Source organism: Paenarthrobacter sp. CCNWLY172 (assembly GCF_037402035.1).
GTDB lineage: Bacteria > Actinomycetota > Actinomycetes > Actinomycetales > Micrococcaceae > Arthrobacter.
In genome coordinates, this window is sequence record NZ_JBBEGB010000005.1 from 353121 (window position 1) to 374909 (window position 21789).

The window sequence follows — 21789 nt, forward strand, 5'->3', positions numbered from 1 at the left end:
CCCTTGTAGACGCTCCTGACCCGGCCTACGGTTAATCCGGGCCCACGGCGCATCAGAACCCATGGCTCATCTGACGGAAGGCGGTCCGCGATGGAAATTTTCATGTGGTGGCTCGATCTGCACCTCGACAGCAAGGAATGGCTGCGTGAGAACCTGCGCGCCGACGAACTTCCGCTGCCCGTGCTGCAGCATATTGCTGAGGCCGGCGGGCCCCATCCGGACAAGGTCAGCGGCGTGCTGACAGATGCGGATTGGGACTTCATCGAGACACAATCCGAGTTCGTGGACTGACGGGACTGACTGGCTGGCCTGACTGACGGCGGCTTAGCCGGCGGGCTTCCAGCCCAATGCCGGCCCCAGTTTGACTGCAATGTCGGTGAGGATTTGTACGTAGTCCTCATGGTCAAAGCTGAAGGGCAGCGCGAAGGCCACTTCGTCCACTTCCTGGAATCCTCGGTGGGCGTAGAGCTGCTCGGCGATGTCATCGCTGGTGCCGATGATGTCCTGTGCGAACATCATGCCCTTCGGCCCTTGGGGCGCGCGGGTGCGTGGCGTACGTTCGTCGACGTAGCGTTGGTACTTCTTCCGCTGGGCAGCTGAGGCCGAGTCTGTGGGAATCACTACCAGGCCTTGCGAGGCCCGGGCGGTGTTCCCCGACTGGGCTGCGGCTTCACGGTAGGCGCGGATCTGTGACTGCTGGACCCCGGCGAAGTCCGGTTCTTGGTCCTTGTCCGGGAAGATCACACTGCTGGAGAGAAGATTGAAGCCGTTTTCCCCTGCCCACACCGCCGATTTCATACTCGCCGCCCCATACCAAAGCCGCGAACGCAGCCCGGCGGAGTGTGGTTCCACGCGGTTGGAGAATTCTTCCACCACGCCCTGCTTACCGGAGAAGTCCCGCACTTTCTCCCCGGCGATCAGGCGGGCAAGCCGGCTCACGCGGGCGTAGCTGAAGTCCTCCACGCCGGCAGTGTCCGGGTAGAGCTCATGTTTTACGGTGTCGTAATTCATGGGTTCGCCGACGCTCAGCCCCGGATTGATCCGGCCGCCGGAGAGGAGGTCCACGGTGGCCAGGTCTTCCGCAAGGCGCAAAGGGTTTTCCCAGCCCAACGGAGTCACCGCGGTGCCCAGCTCAATCCTGGAGGTGCGCTGGCTTGCCGCAGCCATGACCGCTACCGGCGAGGAGATCCCGAACTGCAGGTGGCGGTGCCGGAGCCACGCACTGTCGAAGCCAAGCCTCTCCCCGAGCTCGATGATCTCCAACGTGGACTGGTGTCCGGCAGCGGGATCCGTGGGATCGAAGAGGCCAATAGTGAGGAAACCAAGCTTGCGCAGGGGATGTTCGGGGGTGGGCATGGGCTTCCTTCACGGTAGGGCGGCGGCTACTTGCCCAGAATAGGCTCCGGTCCCGCTGACGACGGCGGGACGTTACCTTTTGTGATGCCCGGACCGTTCACAGCGGAAGGACTGCTCGTGGCGGCGGGGTCAGGCGCGGCGTGCGGTCGGGCTAGGCGCAGGTGGCGACTGGGCGGGCGGCGGCGACGATCACCTGGGCGGCAGTGTCCGGGGCAAGAGAGTGGATCTCGTGAGCATGGGGCGTCACGTGCTCAGCCTGCATGGGCTGCACAGGACGCTGCGCGGGGCCCTCCTTGGCCCGCATCCGGAGAAGCGCCACAGCGGAGATCAGGAACCACGCCACGTTGGTCACCACGGAGGGCCAGGCCCCATGAAGGGTGCCGTTGACGATGAAGGCGCACGAACCAAAGAGGTTCACGGTCTGGAAGGTGGTGCCCGCCTGCAACCAGCCCATGGACACTGCCATGTAGCCGCCGAGCATTGCCACTGCGCCGGCCCAGCCGGTGATTTCGAACAGCAGTTCCATGGGAGTCCTTTCAAGATTTTGGGCACCCCGGTGACGCCGGCGGGCGGCGTGTGGTCCGGAGTGGAGGCTTGATTCGCTAGACGTGTTGCGTTGCTGAATCGTGCTTTTGAGTCAATACTGAGTGACGATGACCTTTAGATCAATTGCAATATTCTGAAGACCGTGTTTAGGAGTGCTTAACATGGATGTGGACCCACGCCGGCTGCTGGTTCTCCTTGCTGTCGCCCGCACTGGAGGCGTTCTGGCGGCGGCTGACGAACTGCGGATTACGCCGTCTGCGGTGTCGCAGCAGCTCAGCAAACTCGAGACTGAGGCAGGTCAGGCGCTACTCCTGCGCACCCCCAAAGGATCAATGCTCACACCCGCCGGCTTGGCCATGGCAGAGGCAGGGGAAGAGATAGAACGGGCACTCAACGTCGCCCGCGCCCGGATGCAAAGCGAGGTCAACATCGCAGGAGTCGTGCGGGTGGGCGGATTCACCAGTTTCATGCGCACAGTGGTGATCCCGCGACTTCCCGAGTGGCGCAGCCAATACCCTCAGCTGCAGATACAGATCGTTGAGGACAGCTTCCCGGCGGTGATGCGGCTGCTCCGCCAGCGACAGTTGGATGCTGTGGTCATCGAACAGGATTCGACGGCGGCAGAGCAGCATCCGATGGCGGCCGGAATGGTCCAGGAGCCCCTGCTGGATGAGCCGTGGAAGCTCGTGGTGCCCGCAGGAAGCCTGCTTGGCACGGACAACATCGACCTAAGCCGCTTGCACTTGCCATGGCTGGGGGTGGAGCCGTCAGCAGCCAATACTGCAGTGCTCGGACGCCTCCGCCACTCGACGGGAGCACGGATTGAGACTGTCCATCAGTACCACGACACCCTCACCGCGCTGGCGCTCGTCGCTGCCGGCGAGGGGGTGGCCATTGTGCCCACCCTGGCGCTGACCGGCGTTGTCCACGACCATGTAGACATCCTGGACGTTCCTGGGCTGGGCACCCGCCATATCGCCCTGCGACGCTTCGATCGGCGACGGGCAGCGAGTCTTCCTGTGGACACGGTGGCCCGGCTGCTGAGGGAATCCGCGGCGGCGTTCGATACCCGATCGGCCTCCTGACCTGTCCCGCCTTCGAGGACGGGACAGGTACAGGCAGGCACACGCAGGCGGCGCTAGTTCAGCGCCGGAGTGTCGGCAGGGATGACACCGGAGCCGTACAGGTCCGAGGCCAGATCCTGAAGCGCACGCAGGGCCACCCGCTGGGTGAACGGACCGTAGGACACGCGTGCCACGCCAAGTTCCTGAAGCTCCGCGGCCGGCAGCGCTCCCGGTGCGCCGATCACGGAGAGCTTCCCGTGCCCGAGGCCTTCCACCAAGGGCTCGATGACCTCACGGGTCATGGCACCTGGCACGAAGACCAGCGAAGCTCCGGCGTCCAGGAAGGCGCGTCCCCGGGCGATGGCGTCCTGGATGCTCTCCTCAATCGGCCGGTCTCCACCCCGGGCAATCGCGTCGGTGCGCGCATTCAGCTGGAACGGGATGCCTTCCCCGGCAGCAGCCGAGATGATGGCCTGTACGCGGGCAACGGCCTCGTCGAAGGGCCGCAAGCGGTCTTCAACGTTCGCGCCCACCACGCCGATCCCGATCGCCCGGCGGATGGTTTCGGCAGGGTTGTCGTAGCCATCGTCCAGGTCTGCGGTGACCGGGTGATCCACGGCGTCGACAATTCGCTTCACACCGTCCAGCGCCACGTCCAGGGGCATGGTTCCGTCGGCATATCCGAAGGCTGCCGCAATGGAATGCCCCGCAGTGGCGATGGCCTTCGTTTCAGGAAGTCCTGCAATCGTGCGGGCACTGATGGCGTCCCACACATTGACCACACTCAGGATTTCAGGGGCTTCGTGCAGGGCTTTCAGCTGTTGTGCACGTGCATTGGTGTTTGCTTCAGTCATCGTCGCTCTCCGTCACTGTTGTTCTTCGTGCTCCACGGGTGGGACCAATCCCACTTGCCTCCCACAGCCTAGGCATAACGTCACGTAACGCGATACCAAGCGCCCGCGGGCAGTGAACGGCCTACCCTTGACTCGCCGCTTTCTCCAAGCCCGGCACCGCCGCCGCGGAGCCGTTGGCGTTGGTGCGCTTACCGATGGCCAGATAGGCGGAGTCCTGAATTACGACGGCGGGTGGCTGGCTTCAGCTGCGGCTTCCGCGTCCGCGGGGTCCGCACCTACAACCCTGTTCCGGCCCTGGGCCTTGGCACTGTAGAGGGCGGCATCTGCCACATTGATCAGGAAGGCCAGGTCCTGGACGTCCGCGCCGGTGGACGTCACGCCGTAGCTCACTGTCGGGAATGGCAGGCCATCCGGACCCTTCATGGCCGCCAGCCGACCACTGATGTCGGATGCGATGGCTTCAGCCCGCTGCTGTGTCGCTCCCGGCAGCAGCAGGACGAATTCTTCCCCGCCATACCGCGCCACGAGGTCTGACGACCTGACCGAAGAAGTGCAGGCCGCAGCAAAAGCCCGGAGCGCGGAGTCGCCGGCTGCGTGACCATGCTCATCGTTGACGGCTTTGAAGTTGTCCAAATCCGCAAGGATCAGCGCTGTACCTCGTGGGGACGACTCCGCAAGAGACCGGGCGGCCAGCTCCAGGAAAGCACCCCTGTTAAGCAAGCCCGTCAGGTGGTCACGATCGGCACGTTCCCGGAGGCGTTTGATCAACTGCTTGTTGCTGAGTGTGTTCATGGTGGAGGACACTGCCACCAGCAGGATCAAATGCATCAGAGCGGCCGGCGCATACCCAAAGAATGTTCGGAAGACCTGGCTGGTGGGCCCGTCCAGGACAAAGCTGACGGTCCGGAACAGGTAATACAAGGCTGTCAGCCCGGCAATGATCGACAGAAACCTGGTAATCCTGGACCGGACGGGTTTGGCGAACCACAGTTCCAGCCCCGCCAACGTGATGCCCAACGTTGTCAGGCCCAGATACACCAAACCGCCGGACCATACGCTGTTTCCCGGGTCATCCAGTGCAGATGCAACACCGCTGGGAATGGACGCAGCCGCCAGGAACCAGGGATGCACTCGGTGGTCGCGCAGTGTGCGCGCTCCCGCCCAGATGCAGAAGCTTCCGGCAACAACCAGGACCTTGCCCACGGGGTTGGCCCACAGCTGGAAGTCAGTACCGTTCAGCAGGAAAGCGGCATTGCCCACCAAAAAGAGGCATAAAGCTACGCGCCACCACTCGGCGTAGGGCGAGCGTCTCCGCTGGGACGAGACACAGGAAATGACGATCAGGGTCAGAATGACCAAGCCGAGGACCATCCTGACGGAGAAGGGGTCCAGAACAATCGTTCCCTCTTGCAGCGAAACTGCTATCACGACGCGGCCCCGCTACCGGGCTACAACCGCGGAGTTCCCTCGTGATGGCCTCATGGCTCTTTGACCTCGCAAAACATCTGATCCCCCAGCAAGTTGTTTCGGTCTCATGACCGCAAAACCACAGTCAAGCACGTTTTCTCCAGTGCAGGTGGAGGTTGGTCGCTTTAACTCCCTAAAAGTTTTCTCGATTTTTGCGTCACGATCTGGAGTTTGACCACACTGTAACCGTAGGGGTTGTTCTTGCCCTGCAAAGGGGACTATCCACATAGGCCCAAAAACCGTTGCCACCCACCCGCCCTGGTGGTTCGATGGGACGCATGGCAACCGCAGATACCGCAGAGAGTTATGTCATTGCGATCGGGACCAAGAAAGGCCTGTGGCGGGCAACCAGCCCCGACCGGAAAGAATGGTCCCTTTCCGGCCCGCACTTCCTGATGAGCGAGATTCCCAGCATCGGGATAGATACGCGGGACGGCAAAACCCGGATTATGGTGGGCGTGAGATCAGAGCATTGGGGACCCACCGTGGCCCACTCTGATGACCTTGGCGACACCTGGACCGAGCCCGAGCAAGGTGCCATCAAATTCCCGGACGGCACTGATGCCGCCTTGGAACGCGTTTGGCAGATCTATCCCGACGCCGACTCCCGCCCTGGCGTTGTCTGGGCCGGGTGCGAGCCGATTTCAGTATGGAAGTCCACCGACGGGGGCGAACACTTCGAGTTGAACCGCGGGCTGTGGGACCACCCGCACCGCAGCGAGTGGGGTGCCGGCTATGGCGGCGCGGCGGCGCACTCGATTGTGGTTGATCCTTCCGGCGAGAAGGTCCACATCGCCATGAGCACGGGCGGCGTTTACAGATCGCTCGACGGCGGGACCTCCTGGGAGCCCCGAAACAAAGGCATCTCGGCCTACTTCATGCCCGATCCCAACCCGGAGTTCGGTCAGTGCGTCCACAAGATCGCAGCGGACGCGGCCGTCGAAGGCCGTTTGTACGCGCAGAACCATCACGGCGTGTACCGCACGGATGACAACGGGGAGAACTGGGATTCCATCGCGGACGGGCTGCCTGCGGACTTCGGCTTTGTCATGCTGACGCACCCGCGGCGTGAAGGAACAGCGTGGGTGGTTCCGTTGAAGGCCGATGGAGAACGCATCCCGCCGGACAGCAGGCTCAGCGTTCACCGCACCAACGACGCCGGCAACACCTGGACAGAACTTCATACCGGCCTGCCGGACCACGAATACAACGCCGTACTGCGCGACGCCGCGTCCGTGGACACCGCCGAGCCCGTCGGCGTGTATTTCGGCACGCGTGGCGGTGCCGTATATGCCAGCGCCGACGAGGGCGGGACCTTTACTGAAGTGGCCTCGCACTTGCCGGACGTCCTGTGCGTGAGGGCCGCCGTCGTGGTGGGAAGCCCCAGGGGCGCCGCACGTGCAGGGCAAGCCAGCGCCCCGGTACCTGGTTAGGCCCGTTGTGGCTGACTTTACGGTCCTGTTGCCTGGTGTCCTGCAGCCACTCGTCGGCGGACAGTCCTATCTGACTGCGTCCGCCGACGGGGCTGTGACCGTTGGACAGTTGCTTGATTCGGTGACCGGAGATTACCCGGTGCTGGCCAGGCGCTTGCGTGATGAAACCGGGGCGCTGCGTCGTTTCGTGAATATTTACGTGAACGGTGATGAGGTCCGGCGTCTGAAGGGTCTTGATACGGAGGTTGCAGCCGGCCAGGAGGTCCTGATAGTCCAGTCCGTGGCCGGTGGCTGAGCGGGGTTTGGGGTCAGGCCGGTTCAGGCGACGCGCCAAACACTGCATTCGTCGGTATTGATGGCTTTCCTCATACCGGAGGCGTGATCCATGATCCAGACAACGCCGATACCCGGCGCGGTTTCCTGGACCTGTCCGCGGCGGATGACCACGTCATCATAGGCGGGTCCCACGGACAGTCGGGCTTCGATCTCGTCTCCACGGTGGAGTTGGCTGATCGCGCGTACTCGTGTTGTGTGTGTTGTGACTTCCTTCAACATGGTGGCCTCCTGGGCTGGAGCTGGTGCCTGCACTTGCCGGCCCTTCCAGTGTGGCGTGGCAATGTTGCCACGGTATTTCGGGGTGGTTAGGGTCCGGTTAGCATTCCGGGTTGGTTGCATTTCCGGTGACGCAGCCCCGCCTTCCCGGCGCATCGCGGGTGCGGCTGTAGCCTGATCTCGGTTCTTGAGACTCACAGGAACCACAGGCTCCGTCCCCGGGAGATTTAATGGGTGTTTTGCGGCGATCAATCGCGTTGTCCACAGGCTTGGTGGTGTTTGCCACCGGCCTGTTTTTTGTTCAGGCCCCCGCCACGGCCGTTCCAGTGCCGGGTCCGGATAATCCGAACGTCCAGTTCGTCGAGGGCACCCCGCATTCTGATCACACGTTCGAGACGCCGCCGGCTGACGATGCACCCAAGGGACAGTCCGACGTCGACTCCCTCCTCCGTGACGGTGCGGCAGCGATTGGCCCCGCCGGGGACATCCGTGTCCGGCTGGTGACGGCAAAGCTGGCGGACAACGCCAACACTGTCTCCATGGCCGACGCCGAAAAGACGGTGGAGGCCGCCAGCAAGTACTGGCAGGCGATGTCGGCCAACAAACTGTCCATGACGGTGAACAGCAAGGTTGCCGGGCACCAGTCCAGGGCGAAGTCGACCGACAGCTACAGCTCCATCATCGCCACCATCACCAGCGAGCTGAACTGGTCCGCGAGCCCGTACACGGCGCTGGTGATCTACATTCCCACCACCACCCTGTCCGGGAACGCTCTCGGCGCCGGCTACAGCAGCGGCAGTTACAGTGGCCGCGTCTTGATGCCGCAGATCAGCAACTTCTCCAATAACGTGATGAGCCATGAGTTCGGGCACGTCATTGGCATGATGCACGCTGATGCCCTGCAGTGCCGCAGCGGGGCATCCGACGTCGGCGTCAACAGCAATGGCCAGTTCACGGACCCGTCCTGCTACATCCGCGAATACGGCGACACCACAGACATCATGGGCGCTGCGCAGTGGAACTCGCCGGTCATCAGCTCCACGTTTTGGGACTACGGAGGCCTCGGTCGAGGCGACGAAATCCGCGATACCGGCGTGGCCACGGGAGTCAAGAGTTACACCCTGAAGCCCTGGGGCGGCACAGAGGCCCAGCGCGCCATCAAGTTCACGGATCCTGTCAGCCGGGAGGTCTACTACCTGGAACTCCGGCAGCCTGTGGGTGCTTACGACAGCTACCTCTCTGGCGGCAACAAGGGCGTCAAAATCGTCCAGCGCGGCGGTGCCACCATCGCCTCGTCACTGATTCTTATGCCGGACACCACCCCTTTTAATGGTTGGTACAGCCAGAACCATGCCTGGCAGGCAGGCAGCACTTTCACCACCTATACGGGCACCAGGGTGACCATCAACTCGGTCAGCGCCACGTCGGCCACGGTGACCATCAACGCTGACACCAAACTGAAGACGCGGATGAGCTTTTCCGCCGGCGATTTCGACGGCGACAAGCTTGCCGACGTCCTTTCCCGCGAAGCGGACGGTTCGCTTCTGCTCTATGCAGGACTGCCCGGAAACCGTCTTGAAGAGCCCGTGCGAATTGGCAGTGGCTGGGATATTTTCAACGCCGTACTGGGCACCTCCGATTTCAACGGTGACGGCTTCGCTGACATTCTGGCGCGCAGCAGCGACGGCGCTCTGTGGCTCTACCCGGGCAACGGCAAGGGCGGGTTCCTGCCACGCCTGCAGGTAGGTATTGGCTGGCAGGGCTTCACCCAGTTGGTGGCACCTGGTGACTTCAACGGCGATGGCCGGGCAGACCTGGTGGCAAGCGGAACCGATGGCCGGCTGTGGCTCTATCCCGGAAACGGCTCCGGAGGCTTCCTGGCCCAGCGGCAGATCGGCCAGGGCTGGGATGCGTTCACCAGTCTTTCGGCGGCGGGAACGTTCGGGGGCGGTATAGCAGGACTCCTGGCCCGTTCGTCGGACGGCACCCTCTACGTCTACCCCGGCGACGGCAAGGGCAGCCTCCTGCCGCGTACCGCCGTCGGGACTGGGTGGAACCTGGCGGGCGACATCGTCGGCGGGCAGGAATTTACCGGAGACGGCAAGGCCGACGTCCTCGGCGTCGGTTCACGCATGACCCTTTATCCCGGTGACGGGACCGGCTTCGCGGACCGCTTGGCGATTGGAAACGGTTGGAACCAGTTCAGCCAGGTGTGGGAGGCGGGGGATTTCGACGGCGATGCTGTCGCTGACATTTTGGCCCGCGGCACCAATGGCATCCTGTGGCTCTACCCTGGCAACGGTTCGGGTGGTTTCTTGCCGCGCGTGCAGGTGGGGACGGGCTGGAACGTCTTCACGTCAGTTTTGAGTGTGGGCGATTTTGATGGTGACATGCACCCGGATCTTGTGGCCAGGGCCTCCGATGGGACGCTGTGGCTGTATCCGACCGACGGGAAGGGCCAGTTCCTTGCCCGCAAACAGATCGGCACTGGCTGGCAGGGCTTCACGCAGATGCTGGCGCCGGGCGACTTCTCCGGTGATGGAAAGGCTGACATCCTGGCGCGCGCCGCGGATGGAACCTTATGGCTTTACCCAGGAAATGGGGCCGGGGGATTCCAGCCATGGAAGCAGGTCGGTACCGGGTGGAATATCTTCAACGCGGTGATGCAGGGCAGCGACTTCAACGGTGACGGCCGGGAAGATGTCCTTGCCCGGGGGACGGACGGGGCGCTGTGGCTTTACCCGGGCAACGGCAGCGGAGGGTTCCTCGCACGGCAGTACCTGGGCTCTGGATGGAACATGTTCACCTCCTTCGCTGCCCTCGGCAACGCTTTCACGGGCACAGGCGATCCGACCCTGGTTGGCGTAGCCGGCGACGGAACGCTGCTGCTTTACTCCGGGACGGGCACGGGAAAGTTCAAGCCGGTGGCGGTGGACCCGCGGTAGCATCGGCGAGGTCTGGCGGCTCCTTCCCCGTTGCCATAAGCCCTCAGGTTTAGGGCAAGCAAAAACCCGGAATGTCTCGTGACAGTCCGGGTTTTCGCTGCCTTGGTCCCAGCTCACTGGGAAGAAGCGTCGGGCTTAGGCGTGCTGGGCTTGCTTGGGCAGGCCGAGCTCCGCAGTTGGGGTCTTGGCTGATTCGCGGGCCGTCATGGCTGAGACGGCTGCGATCACGCAGATCACGGCGGTGAAGATGGAGATCTGCACCCACCCGCCGGGCTTGGTTCCGCCCAGTGCAGTCACGATTGCCGGGGCGAACCCTGCCATGAGGAAGCCGAGCTGGGTGCCGATAGCCAGGCCGGAGAAGCGGACCTTGGTGCTGAACATTTCACCGTAGAAGGACGGCCATACTGCGTTGGCAGCGGCGTACCCGAAGGAGAAGAACACCACGGACACCAGGAACATCAGCGGCACATTGCCCGATTCCAAGGTGAGCAGGAAGACCGGGGTCATGACGGCGCTGGCAAGGGCGCCGTAGATGAAGACGGGCTTGCGGCCGATCCTGTCCGAAAGCATGCCGAACAGGGGCTGTGTTCCGAGGGCCACGATGTTGGCTACAACTACGAGCCACAGGGTGATGGTGCTGTTGACCCCGGCGACGTCCTGGGCGTACTTGATGGCGAGCGTTCCGAACACGGTGCTCACTGCGGCGATGAAGGCGCAGCAGACGACGCGCAGGACATCGCGCCAGTGCAGGCGGAGCAGGTCGGCAACAGGGAGCTTGGAGATTTCGTTGTTCTTCTTGGCTTCTGCGAATGCCGGGGGCTCGTGCAGCGTGCGGCGGATAAAGAACGCCACCAGAACCACGACAGCGCTCAACCAGAACGGAATACGCCAGCCGATGCCGTACTTGATGTCGTCCGGCAGGGCCACCACAGGAATGAAGACCAGCGCTGCCAGGATCTGGCCGCCCTGGGTGCCGGTGAGGGTCCACGAGGTGAAGAACGAGCGGCGGTTGTCCGGAGCGTGCTCCAGCGTCATGGACGAGGCGCCAGCCTGCTCGCCGGCGGCCGAGAGGCCCTGGCAAAGACGGGCCAGAACCAGCAGGACGGGCGCCCACCAGCCGATGGTCTTGAAGTCGGGGAGACAGCCGATCACAAAGGTAGCTGCACCCATCAGGACCAAGGTGAACATGAGCACCTTCTGCCGGCCGATCCTGTCACCGAAGTGGCCCAGGATCACCGCGCCCACGGGGCGGGCAACATAAGCGAAGCCAAACGTCGCGAAGGACATGATGGCCGCGTTGGCATCGGCGGACGGGAAGAACACGTGGGGAAAGATCAGGGCCGCGGCCGAGCCGAAGATGAAGAAGTCGTAGTACTCGACGGCGCTGCCCAGGAAGCTGGCAAGCGCGGCTTTTTTGGGGGTTCCGGCGGCGGTTTCAGTGCCTGGCGTCGCTGACGGCATTGTTTGGCTCATGGGTGGTTCCTTCTGTGACGACGATGTCGCGGATCTGGCTTTCGTGGGGAGACCCAAGCGAGGTGCGGCCGGTCAATCCCAGACAAGTAACCACATGGTGAGAGTTACTTGTGCAATACAGCAATAGTGGCTGTGAGTGGGGTCACTTGTCAAGAGAAGTCACCACCATCTAGAAATAGCTCTCACTATGTGAGAGCATCGAGCTATGAGTGTGAAAGAGGACACAAAGACAGACATGGTCGGCAAGGCACTGAGCTTGTTGGTACTACTGGGCGATGAGCCGCGCGGCGCCAGTGCGGCGGATCTTGCGAGGAGTGCCGGGCTGCCGTTCAGCACCACATACCGCCTGCTCGGCTCGCTGACGCGCGATGGCTTTGTGGATTACGAGCCCGACGGGCGCCGGTATCACTTGGGCTTGCGCGTCTTCCAGCTCGGTCAGCGGGTATCGAACCACCATGGGTTCGCCGCCACTGCGCTGCCCGTCCTGCAGCGGGTTACCGATCGCACGCATGAGGCCACCATCCTCTCCGTTCGCGATGGCAACCACCATCTGACGGTCAACAAGGTGGACGGCCCCAAGACCTTCCGCGTCACCAGCGACCCTGGCCATCTCGGGGCGCTCCATACAACTTCGGTGGGCAAGGCGATCGTGGCGTTCGAGGATGAGATTGAGCGCAAGCGGCTCTTGGAGGAGCTCCCCCTGGATCCGCTCACCCAGCATTCCATTACCGATCGCGACACGTTTCGTGAGGAGATCGAGCAAGTCCGGCGGCAGGGCTACGCCGTGATGGACGAAGAGAATGAGATCGGCATGCGCGCCGTCGCTGTTCCCGTCCTCAATTCGCAGGGTCACGCCTTCGCCTCGGTGGCCGTCGCCGTGCCGGTGTTTCGCATGACCATGGAGGAGCTGATCGCCCACGTGCCCACCCTGCAGGAGGCTGCGGCTGAACTCGCGGCCCGCCTGCCCCAGCGCTAATCCCAACCAGGTGACAGCAACTGTCGCTATGAGCCCCCAGTGGAGCGTTATCTGTTACCTGGTTGGGAGTGCCCTTCGCAGATGTTCGCGATAAGAACATGCGTGCGGAATATGAACACTTGTAGTAATCTAAGAACACCCGGTCAGGCGGCGCCCCCAAAAGGCGTCGAATCCCGCGGTGCTGAAGTCAAAGGAGCTTTAGGATGAGCAACCGAGCCGAGTCCGTTCTGGTGGGCCTCATAGGCGAAGGCGTCATGCCCTCGCTCACGCCGCCCATGCACGAACGCGAAGCCGATGTGCAGGGCCTTCGCTTGCTGTACCGCCCCATCGACCTGCTGGAACTCGAGTTGCCGGCCACCGCCGTCGGGGATCTCCTGACTGCCGCCCAGCGCATGGGCTTCAACGGCCTCAACATCACGCACCCGTGCAAGCAGCTGGTGCTAGAGCACCTTGATGAAATTTCCGACGACGCCCGTCGCCTGGGTGCCGTCAATACAGTCTTGATTCGGGACGGTCGGCTTATTGGCCACAACACCGACTTCTCCGGCTTCGGCTCGGCGCTCGCCGACGGGCTGCCCGGGGCGACGCTGGACCGCGTGGTCCAGCTGGGCGCAGGCGGCGCCGGCTCGGCCGTGGCCTACGCGCTTCTCACAGCCGGCGTCGGCACGCTGGACCTCGTGGACATGGATCCTGCGCGTGCTGCGGAACGTGCCGCAGAGCTCGGCGGGCTCTTCCCCGAAGCCACCGTCACGCCGCGGAGCACCGACGAACTCCCGCAGATCATGCCCATTGCCGACGGCCTGGTGCACTGCACGCCGGTCGGAATGGCCGCCCACCCCGGCCTGCCGCTGGACATCGATCTCCTGGAACCTCGCCACTGGGTGGCGGACATCGTCTACCGCCCCATCGAAACCCAGCTGGTCCGCGAAGCGCGCGCCAAGGGCTGCGACGTCCTCGACGGCGGCCGGATGGCGGTCGGCCAGGCGTCCGACGCCTTCAGGCTCATCACCGGACGGGATGCCGACCGCGACCGCATGCGCGCACACTTCCTGGAGCTGATCGCCGCCGAGGATGCAGCAGCCCCGGCACTCGCGAAGGCAGGCCGCTGATGCGCACAGGAATCGCCACCGTCTGCCTGTCCGGCACTTTGAAAGAGAAGATGCAGGCCTGCGCCATTGCTGGCTTCGACGGAATCGAGATCTTCGAGCAGGACCTTGTGACCTCGCCGCACAGTCCGGAAGAAGTCCGGAAAATGGCGGCGGATCTCGGGTTGGGCTTGGATTTGTACCAGCCGTTCAGGGATTTCGACGGCGTCACTCCGGACTTGCTGAAGGCCAACCTTAAGCGCGCCGAGGCCAAGTTCAACCTGATGGAACGCCTGGGCATGGACACCATCCTGGTCTGCTCCAACGTCGCCACGGCAACCATCGACGATGACGCGCTGAGGGCGGGGCAGCTGGCCGAACTCGCCGAACTTGCGGGGGCCCACGGCGTCAACGTTGCTTACGAAGCGCTGGCCTGGGGCAAGTATGTCAACGACTACGAGCACGCCTACCGCCTGGTGGAGATGGTGAACCACCCCAACCTGGGCACCTGCCTGGACTCCTTCCACATCCTCTCCCGTGACTGGGACACCGCGCCCATCGAGGACATCAACGCGGAGAAGATCTTCTTCGTCCAGGTTGCCGATGCCCCCAAGCTCTCCATGGACGTCCTCTCCTGGAGCCGCCACTACCGCGTGTTCCCGGGCGAAGGGCAGTTCGAGCTCGCAAAGTTCATGGGCCACGTCGTCCGGGCCGGCTACACGGGGCCGGTCTCCTTGGAAGTCTTTAATGACGTCTTCCGGCAGTCCGACACGGATCGCACCGCCGTTGACGCCATGCGTTCGTTGATCTGGCTGGAGGAGCAGAGCGCCCAGTGGCTTGCAAGCAGCCCCGCGGGAACCGAAGCAGCCGGCAACGAAAGCGCGTCCCGCCGTCGTTATCCCATGGAACTTGCCACGCTGCCCAAGGTGAACGAACCCGCCGGCTTCAACTTCGCCGAGGTCAAGGCTGACGACACCGCGCAGCTGGAGAAGCTCCTGGGCCAGCTCGGCTTCGGGTTCGAAGGCCGCCACCGCACCAAGGACGTCCAACTGTGGACCATGGGACAGGCGCGCGTGATCATCAACGAACAGGCGGCACAAAACGCTGAACCGGCCATTGCCGCTTTGGGATTCGACGTTGACTCTCCAGTGATTGCCTCCGCTCGCGCCCAGCAGCTCAAGGCTCCCGTGGTGGCCCGCAAGGTCCAGGCGGACGAGGAGGTCTTCCAAGGCATCTCCGCACCGGACTCCACCGAGATCTTCCTCTGCCAGGGCAGCCCGGATGGGACCGCGGCGTGGACGCACGAGTTCGGCGAAGGCCAGGAGCACGCCTCCAGCGCACAGAACGCAGTGATTGACCACGTCAACCTGGCCCAGCCGTGGCAACACTTTGACGAGGCTGTGCTCTTCTACACCAGCGCGTTGGCTTTGGAACCACAGCCGTTCGCTGAGGTTCCCAGCCCCAATGGCCTGGTGCGCTCGCAGGTCATGGAGACCAGCAACGGTGCGATCAGGCTGGTCCTGAACCTGGCGCCCGCGCAGCAGGCCCAAACAGCCCGTAAAACGTACCAGGAACACATCGCCTTCGCCGTGGACGACCTCGTGGCGGCTGCCCGCTCCGCCCAAGAAAGAGGCCTTGAGTTCCTGCAAATTCCGGCCAACTATTACGAGGACCTGGACGCCCGGTTCGATCTTGAACCCGGTTTCCTGGCCACCCTCAAGGAGCTCAACCTCCTGTATGACCGGGACGCCAACGGCGAATTCCTCCACTTCTACACCGCCACCGTGGGCAGTGTGTTCTTCGAAATGGTGGAGCGCCGCGGCAATTACGACGGCTACGGGGCGCCCAACGCCCCGGTGCGCCACGCCGTCCAATACGACTCGCTCCACCGGGTGTAAACCCGCCGCCGCCCCGCAAACCCAAGAGAACCCACCAACCGAAAGGAGCCGGCCGTGCCGCAAGAACAGACAGCACAGGCGCTCGAATCCGAGGAACTCGTGCCGCCCGCTGAGCCACACGCCGCAAATGCCGCCCATCCAGCCAAGAAGGTGGAAACCCAAGCGGATCTCAGTGCTGAGATCAAGGGCATCGGGGACCGCTACGCCGAGGCGTTGAAGAACGGCAAGGGACCGGAGACCATGCCGCGGCTGGACTACGCGCCGTACCGCAGCAGCATCCTGCGCCATCCCACCAAGAGCCTGCACCACGCGGACCCGGAGACCATTGAGCTTTACTCGCCGGCATTCGGACACCAGGACGTGCACGCCCTGGAATCCGACCTGACCATCCAGCACAACGGCGAACCGCAGGGTGAGCGCATCATCGTATCCGGCCGCGTACTCGATGGTGATGGCCGTCCGGTGGCGGGCCAGCTGGTGGAGATCTGGCAGGCCAACGCATCAGGCCGCTACATCCACAAGCGCGACCAGCACCCCGCACCGCTGGACCCGAACTTCACCGGCGTCGGCCGGTGCATCACCGGTGACGACGGCTCGTACAGCTTCACCACCATCAAGCCCGGCGCCTACCCGTGGAAGAACCACCTGAACGCCTGGCGCCCGGCGCACATCCACTTCTCCATGTTCGGTTCGGAGTTCACCCAGCGGATCGTCACGCAGATGTACTTCCCGGGTGACCAGCTCTTCCCGCTGGATCCCATCTACCAGTCCATCGTGGACCAGGATGCCCGCGACCGCCTGGTGGCCCAGTACGACCATGAGCTCACCAGCCCCGAGTGGGCCCTCGGCTACAAGTGGGACATCATCCTGACCGGTTCCAAGCGCACCTGGACCGAAAACGAAGCATACGGCGACGCCGGGGACGAGGAGTAAGCGCATGAGCAAGCTGGCACCCACACCGGGCCAGACCGTAGGACCCTTCTACGGCTACGCCCTCCCCTTTAACAAGGACAACGAACTCCTGGCTCCCGGCAGCCCCGGCAGCATCCGCCTCCAAGGCACCGTGTACGACGGCGCCGGTGATGCCATTCCGGACGCCATCCTGGAAATCTGGCAGCCGGATTCCGACGGCAACATCGTCCAGCGCACCGGTTCCCTGGTCCGCGACGGCTACACCTTCACCGGGTGGGGCCGTGGCTCCGTGGGCAACTCCGGCGTCTACACGTTCACCACCGTCAACCCCGGCCCCACGGCACCCGGCGCAGCACCGTTCATCTCCGTGGCCGTGTTTGCCCGTGGCCTCATGAACCGCCTCTTCACCCGCGTCTACCTGCCGGAGAACGAGGAAGCCCTGGCCAACGATCCTTTGCTGAGCTCCCTGGACCCGGAGCGCCGCAAGACGCTCATCGCCCGCCGCGATCCTGACGGTGGCCTCACCTGGGACATCCGCCTGCAGGGTGGCGACGAGACCGTCTTCCTGGATTTCCAGCAGGACGGCTCGCTGGATCTGGCGACGGACCAGGCATGACCAACGGCGACTTCGGCCTCCTCAGCCCCGTCTCGGCCTCGCCCACTGTGGCGGCGCTGACGGGCGACCGTGCCGTGATCACGGCAATCCTCGACGTCGAAGCCTCCTGGGCTGCCGTCCTTGAGGAGGCGGGACTGGCTCCCGCAGGATCCGCCGCCGTGGTGGCCGAAGCCGCCGATGCCGGTTCTTACGACGTTCTTTCGGTAGCGGAACGCGCCCAGGGTGGCGGAAACCCGGTCATCCCCCTGCTCGGTGATCTGCGGGCCCGGGTCCGGGAGTTGGATACCGCCGGCGTTGGCGCGAATTCCGCTGTCCACACCTCGCTGACCAGCCAGGACGTCCTCGACTCCGCGCTCATGCTGCTCGCCAGCCGCACCGTTACGGCGTTGCTGGCAGAGGCCAAGGGCACGACGACGGCGCTGGCTACCTTGGCGGAGCAACATGCGGACACGCTGTGCGTGGGCAGGAGCCTGACGCAGCATGCGCTTCCGTACACGTTCGGGCTCAAGGCGGCCCAGTGGTTCCAGGGCGTGGCCGCTGCTGCTGAGCGGTTGGAGTCCCTGGAGTTGCCGGTGCAGTTTGGTGGGGCTGGGGGAACGCTGGCCTCGGGTACCAAGCTGACTGCAGGATCGGCCGCGACGCCGTTCACACTGGCCGATGCGCTGGCCGCCGCACTGGGCCTCGCACCCGCTGCCGCTCCGTGGCACACCAACCGCCTCGCGATCACTGCCCTCGGCGACGGGCTCGCTGCACTGATCGATTCCTTCGGCAAGATTGCTGCCGACCTGCTGTTCCTGAGCCGCCCGGAAGTCGGCGAACTTGGCGAACCGTTGGCGGCCGGACGCGGAGTTTCCTCGGCCATGCCGCAGAAGCAGAACCCTGTCTTGTCGGTGCTGATCCGCAGTGCGGCGTTGCAGGCTCCCGGGCTGGCATCGCAACTCCATCTCGCGGCTGCAACTTTCAACGACGAGCGGCCGGACGGCGCCTGGCATAGTGAATGGCCGGCCCTCCGCCAGTTGCTCGCCTTGGCCATGGGCGCTGCGGGACACCTCCGCGAACTCGCAGAAGGCCTCCGGGTCTTCCCCGACGCAATGCGCCGGAACCTCGACATCTCGGGGCCGTTGCTCCTCAGCGAAGGGGTGGTGGCCGCCGTCGCACCGCTCCTGGGTGAGGAAGGAAAGCAGAAGCTGCAGGCCGTCGTCGACGAAACCTTGAAGGCGGCCGCCGCCGAACAGACCCGCATTTACACCAAACTGCTGCGCGAAACCGTTCCGGCGGACCAGCTCTCGGACGCCGGACTTGAGGCGCTGCTGGATCCGGCGAGCTACCTCGGCGAAGCGCGTGAGATCAGCCGCCGTATCCTCGCCGCGTACCCGCACTTTGCAGCGCCCACTAAAGGGATCGAAGCCTCATCGAAGGGAGCCACTCGTGGCTAAGCCAACTGTCAAGGCCGTGCTGCTCTCCCCGCAGCGCGAACTGGGAGCGAAGCCGCTCCTGGTGGTGGGCCCGTCGCTGGGCACCTCCACTGTGCTGTGGACGGAAACCGCTGCCCTCCTGGGCGACGAGTACGACGTCATCGGCTGGGACCTCCCCGGCCACGGCATCTCGCCGACCACCACCGAAGGTTTCGAAGTCGCGGAACTGGCGGACGCCGTCGTCGATCTTGTCGACTCTGTTTCGCCGGGCGCAAAGTTCCACTACGCCGGTGTCTCCCTGGGCGGGGCCACCGGCCTACAGCTCGGGATCAAGCACGGCGACCGCCTCCGCAGCCTGTCTGTCCAGTGCACCGGTGCCAAGCTCGGCACCCCGGAAGGCTGGCTGGAACGCGCGGAGACCGTTCGCAAACTGGGCACGCCTGTGATGATCCAAGGCTCCGCGGAGCGTTGGTTTGCGCCCGGATTCATGGACCGCCAGCCGGACATCAGCAGTCGCCTCCTGCACGCCCTGCGCGACGCCGACCGCTTCGGCTACTCGTTCTGCTGCGAAGCCCTGGCGTCGTTCGACGTCCGCGAGCAGCTCGGCAGCATCACCGTCCCCACGCTGGCGATCGCCGGCGTCGAAGATTCTGTTGCTCCGCCGTCGTTCGCCGAAGCTGTTGCCGCCGGTATTACCGCAGGCGGCGGTACCGCCCGGGCTGTAGCGCTCGACGGCGTCGCCCACCTCGCCCCCGCCGAGGCGCCCGCCGCCGTGGCGGAATTGATGCGCACCTTCATGAAGGAGAACGGACTGTGACTACTTCCGACCACAACGGCGCCGTACAGCCCGACGCTACCGCCCAGGACATTTACGACGCCGGCATGGTGGTCCGCCGGGAAGTGCTGGGCGATGCGCACGTGGACCGGGCCAACGCCACCAAGGATTCTTTTACCGAGGACTACCAGGACATGATCACCAGGATCGCCTGGGGTGGCATCTGGACGCGACCCGGCCTCAGCCGGCAAATGCGATCCGCGGTCACCCTCACAGCACTGGTGGCCCACGGTCACTGGGAGGAGCTCGCCATGCACGTCCGGGCGGCCCTCAACAACGGCCTCAGCAGGGACGAGATCAAGGAAATCCTGCTGCAGACCGCCATTTATTGCAGTGTTCCGTCGGCCAATTCGGCCTTCAAGACGGCCCAGAAAGTATTCGCTGACCTGGACGCCAACGAACCCAACTAAGTCCCCCACCCAGGTGGGAAGAACGAAAGAGAAACCCATGAACCAGGCTTTTGTGTACGACGCCGTGCGCACGCCCTTTGGCAAGTTCGGCTCCGGCCTTGCCGCTGTCCGTCCCGATGACCTTGCCGCCCACGTGGTCCGTGAGTCTGTTCGCCGGGCGCCGGGGCTGGATGTTGAGCGGATCGACGAGGTGGTGTTCGGCAACGCCAACGGTGCCGGCGAGGAAAACCGCAACGTCGCCCGCATGGCTACCCTGTTGGCTGGCTTGCCCGTTTCCATCCCGGGCACCACGGTCAACCGGCTGTGCGGCTCGTCCCTGGACGCGGCGATCATCGCTTCGCGGCAGATCAACGCCGGCGACGCCGACCTCATGCTGGTAGGCGGTGCCGAATCCATGAGCCGTGCGCCGTGGGTGTTGCCAAAGACCTCCAAGCCCTACCCGGCCGGGGATATGACCCTCGCTTCCACCACGCTGGGTTGGCGTTTGGTGAACCCGGCGATGAACAAGGACTGGACCATCTCCCTGGGTGAGGCCACAGAGCGGCTGCGCGAGAAGTACGGGATCACCCGGGAGCGGCAGGATGCTTTTGCGGCTGATTCGCACAATCTGGCCGACGCTGCGTGGAACGGAGGCTTCTACGATTCTTTGGTGTCGCAGGTTCCGGGCACTGATCTGGTCCGTGATGAGGGCATCCGTGCCGGATCATCGGCGGAGAAGCTGGCCGGGTTGAAGACGGTGTTCCGGCCTGAGTCGTCGGGGCCCGACGGCGGTACGGTCACCGCCGGGAATGCCTCGCCGTTGTCTGATGGTGCTTCGGCTGCGTGGATCGGTTCGGAAGCGGCTGCTGGGATGCTGGGCCTGGAGCCCCTCGCCCGCATTGCCGGCCGCGGCGCGCATGGCAATGATCCCCAGTTCTTCGGATTCGCCCCGGTTGAAGCGGCGAACAAGGCCCTCGCTAAGGCGGGCATCGGCTGGGACCAGGTTGGCGCCGTCGAACTTAACGAGGCGTTCGCCGCGCAGTCGCTGGCGTGCGTTGACGCGTGGGGGATCGACCCCGCAATCGTGAACCGCCATGGCGGCGCGATCGCGATGGGCCACCCGCTCGGTGCCTCCGGTACCCGCATCCTTGGCACGCTGGCCCGTTCCTTGCAGGCTTCCGGGCAGCGCTGGGGCGTTGCAGCGATCTGCATCGGCGTGGGCCAAGGACTGGCCGTGGTGCTCGAAAACGTCACTGCCGGCGCGTCGGCATAGAAAGGGCTGGTCATGTTGAACTTCATTGACACTGTGGGCGAGGCTGTCGCCGGCATCAAGGACGGATCCACGGTGATGATCGGTGGCTTCGGCAACGCCGGGCAGCCGTTCGAACTCATCGACGCCCTGATGGATTGCGGTGCCAAGGACCTGACCGTGGTCAACAACAACGCCGGCCAGGGCGACCAGGGCTTGGCGTTGCTGATCAAGGAAGGCCGGGTCCGCAAGATGATCTGCTCCTTCCCTCGGCAGTCCGATTCCTGGCACTTCGACGCCAAGTTCCACGCCGGCGAAATCGAGCTGGAACTTGTCCCGCAGGGCAACCTGGCCGAACGCATCCGCGCAGCCGGCGCCGGAATTGGCGGGTTCTTCACGCCCACCGGGTACGGGACCACCTTGGCGGAGGGCAAGGAAACCCGTTTGCTGGACGGGAAGTGGCAGGTGTTCGAGACACCGATCCACGCCGACGTTGCCCTCATCAAGGCACTCAAGGCCGACGGCAAGGGCAACCTCGTGTACCGCAAGACCGCCCGGAACTTCGGGCCCATCATGGCTGCCGCGGCCAAGCACACGATTGTGCAGGTCTCGGAGATCGTGCCCACCGGTTCCCTGGATCCGGAAAACGTAGTGACCCCGGGCATTTACGTCAACAGTGTGGTCCGCGTCGATTCTGCCGGAACAAAAGAAAAGGTGGCCTGAG

Annotated in this window: 21 protein-coding genes; 15 read left to right on the forward strand and 6 right to left on the reverse strand. The window is 64.2% G+C overall.

The annotated features are described in order from the left end of the window. Positions 1–90 precede the first annotated feature (90 nt). Positions 91–291 (forward strand): hypothetical protein, encoded by a 201-nt coding sequence (locus tag WBN73_RS10335; protein ID WP_207595485.1) that lies wholly within the window; start codon positions 91–93, stop codon positions 289–291. Positions 292–324: 33 nt separating this feature from the next. Here the strand turns inward: WBN73_RS10335 and WBN73_RS10340 are convergent, their stop codons facing one another. Both WBN73_RS10340 and WBN73_RS10345 read right to left on the reverse strand, forming a co-directional pair. Then, positions 325–1356: an LLM class flavin-dependent oxidoreductase gene (locus tag WBN73_RS10340; RefSeq protein ID WP_337340063.1), complete on the reverse strand. Its 1032-nt coding sequence runs from the start codon at positions 1354–1356 to the stop codon at positions 325–327. Between the two features lie 151 nt (positions 1357–1507). Beyond that, positions 1508–1882: a CBU_0592 family membrane protein gene (locus WBN73_RS10345; RefSeq protein ID WP_207595483.1), complete on the reverse strand. Its 375-nt coding sequence runs from the start codon at positions 1880–1882 to the stop codon at positions 1508–1510. Positions 1883–2063: 181 nt separating this feature from the next. On the opposite strand from WBN73_RS10345, the gene WBN73_RS10350 reads away from it, so the two are divergent. Further along, a complete protein-coding gene (locus WBN73_RS10350) occupies positions 2064–2987 on the forward strand; it encodes a LysR family transcriptional regulator (protein ID WP_089596932.1) in 924 nt (307 codons plus the stop codon). A 53-nt stretch (positions 2988–3040) separates the two neighbouring features. Here the strand turns inward: WBN73_RS10350 and WBN73_RS10355 are convergent, their stop codons facing one another. Both WBN73_RS10355 and WBN73_RS10360 read right to left on the reverse strand, forming a co-directional pair. Next, complete coding sequence (locus WBN73_RS10355) at positions 3041–3820, reverse strand: isocitrate lyase/PEP mutase family protein (RefSeq protein WP_337340062.1); 780 nt, start codon at positions 3818–3820, stop codon at positions 3041–3043. A gap of 219 nt (positions 3821–4039) precedes the next feature. After that, positions 4040–5248, reverse strand: coding sequence for a GGDEF domain-containing protein (locus WBN73_RS10360; RefSeq protein ID WP_337340061.1), 1209 nt, complete (start codon positions 5246–5248; stop codon positions 4040–4042). A gap of 308 nt (positions 5249–5556) precedes the next feature. Between WBN73_RS10360 and WBN73_RS10365 the strand changes: the two genes are divergently transcribed. Together WBN73_RS10365 and WBN73_RS10370 are read left to right on the forward strand one after the other, a co-directional pair. Further along, complete coding sequence (locus tag WBN73_RS10365) at positions 5557–6720, forward strand: WD40/YVTN/BNR-like repeat-containing protein (RefSeq protein WP_337340060.1); 1164 nt, start codon at positions 5557–5559, stop codon at positions 6718–6720. 7 nt (positions 6721–6727) lie between these two features. Further along, the gene (locus WBN73_RS10370; protein WP_159707990.1) at positions 6728–7015 is read left to right on the forward strand and encodes a MoaD/ThiS family protein; all 288 of its coding nucleotides are present in this window, start codon (positions 6728–6730) and stop codon (positions 7013–7015) included. A 23-nt stretch (positions 7016–7038) separates the two neighbouring features. Here the strand turns inward: WBN73_RS10370 and WBN73_RS10375 are convergent, their stop codons facing one another. Continuing rightward, positions 7039–7275 carry a hypothetical protein gene (locus WBN73_RS10375; RefSeq protein ID WP_280624807.1) on the reverse strand — a complete coding sequence of 79 codons (237 nt, stop codon included), beginning with the start codon at positions 7273–7275 and terminating at the stop codon, positions 7039–7041. A 227-nt stretch (positions 7276–7502) separates the two neighbouring features. Between WBN73_RS10375 and WBN73_RS10380 the strand changes: the two genes are divergently transcribed. Then, positions 7503–10217: a VCBS repeat-containing protein gene (locus tag WBN73_RS10380; RefSeq protein ID WP_337340059.1), complete on the forward strand. Its 2715-nt coding sequence runs from the start codon at positions 7503–7505 to the stop codon at positions 10215–10217. Positions 10218–10352: 135 nt separating this feature from the next. Here WBN73_RS10380 and WBN73_RS10385 read toward each other — a convergent pair whose 3' ends face one another. Further along, the gene (locus WBN73_RS10385) at positions 10353–11690 is read right to left on the reverse strand and encodes an MFS transporter (protein ID WP_207595478.1); all 1338 of its coding nucleotides are present in this window, start codon (positions 11688–11690) and stop codon (positions 10353–10355) included. A 205-nt stretch (positions 11691–11895) separates the two neighbouring features. On the opposite strand from WBN73_RS10385, the gene WBN73_RS10390 reads away from it, so the two are divergent. From WBN73_RS10390 to WBN73_RS10435, 10 genes are all read left to right on the forward strand, one after another. Then, the gene (locus WBN73_RS10390; RefSeq protein WP_207595477.1) at positions 11896–12666 is read left to right on the forward strand and encodes an IclR family transcriptional regulator; all 771 of its coding nucleotides are present in this window, start codon (positions 11896–11898) and stop codon (positions 12664–12666) included. A gap of 203 nt (positions 12667–12869) precedes the next feature. Then, entirely contained in the window at positions 12870–13775 is a 906-nt protein-coding gene (locus tag WBN73_RS10395; protein ID WP_337340058.1) for a shikimate dehydrogenase, read from the forward strand. Continuing rightward, positions 13775–15649: a bifunctional sugar phosphate isomerase/epimerase/4-hydroxyphenylpyruvate dioxygenase family protein gene (locus WBN73_RS10400; protein WP_337340057.1), complete on the forward strand. Its 1875-nt coding sequence runs from the start codon at positions 13775–13777 to the stop codon at positions 15647–15649. The genes WBN73_RS10395 and WBN73_RS10400 overlap by 1 nt, the downstream gene beginning before the upstream one ends. 54 nt (positions 15650–15703) lie before the next feature. Then, a complete protein-coding gene (gene pcaH, locus WBN73_RS10405; RefSeq protein WP_207595474.1) occupies positions 15704–16582 on the forward strand; it encodes a protocatechuate 3,4-dioxygenase subunit beta in 879 nt (292 codons plus the stop codon). Between the two features lie 4 nt (positions 16583–16586). Further along, positions 16587–17177, forward strand: coding sequence for a protocatechuate 3,4-dioxygenase subunit alpha (gene pcaG, locus WBN73_RS10410; protein ID WP_207595473.1), 591 nt, complete (start codon positions 16587–16589; stop codon positions 17175–17177). Then, positions 17174–18613, forward strand: coding sequence for a lyase family protein (locus WBN73_RS10415; RefSeq protein ID WP_337340056.1), 1440 nt, complete (start codon positions 17174–17176; stop codon positions 18611–18613). The genes pcaG and WBN73_RS10415 overlap by 4 nt, the downstream gene beginning before the upstream one ends. Continuing rightward, complete coding sequence (locus WBN73_RS10420; RefSeq protein ID WP_337340055.1) at positions 18606–19409, forward strand: alpha/beta fold hydrolase; 804 nt, start codon at positions 18606–18608, stop codon at positions 19407–19409. Before WBN73_RS10415 ends, WBN73_RS10420 begins: the two co-directional genes overlap by 8 nt. Further along, positions 19406–19837: a 4-carboxymuconolactone decarboxylase gene (gene pcaC / locus WBN73_RS10425; RefSeq protein ID WP_207595470.1), complete on the forward strand. Its 432-nt coding sequence runs from the start codon at positions 19406–19408 to the stop codon at positions 19835–19837. Before WBN73_RS10420 ends, pcaC begins: the two co-directional genes overlap by 4 nt. Before the next feature lie 37 nt (positions 19838–19874). Beyond that, positions 19875–21089, forward strand: coding sequence for a thiolase family protein (locus WBN73_RS10430; RefSeq protein ID WP_337340054.1), 1215 nt, complete (start codon positions 19875–19877; stop codon positions 21087–21089). Positions 21090–21101: 12 nt separating this feature from the next. Continuing rightward, on the forward strand, positions 21102–21788 hold the full coding sequence (locus WBN73_RS10435) for a 3-oxoacid CoA-transferase subunit A (RefSeq protein ID WP_178993081.1): 687 nt from the start codon (positions 21102–21104) through the stop codon (positions 21786–21788). The last annotated feature ends 1 nt before the right edge of the window (position 21789 follow it).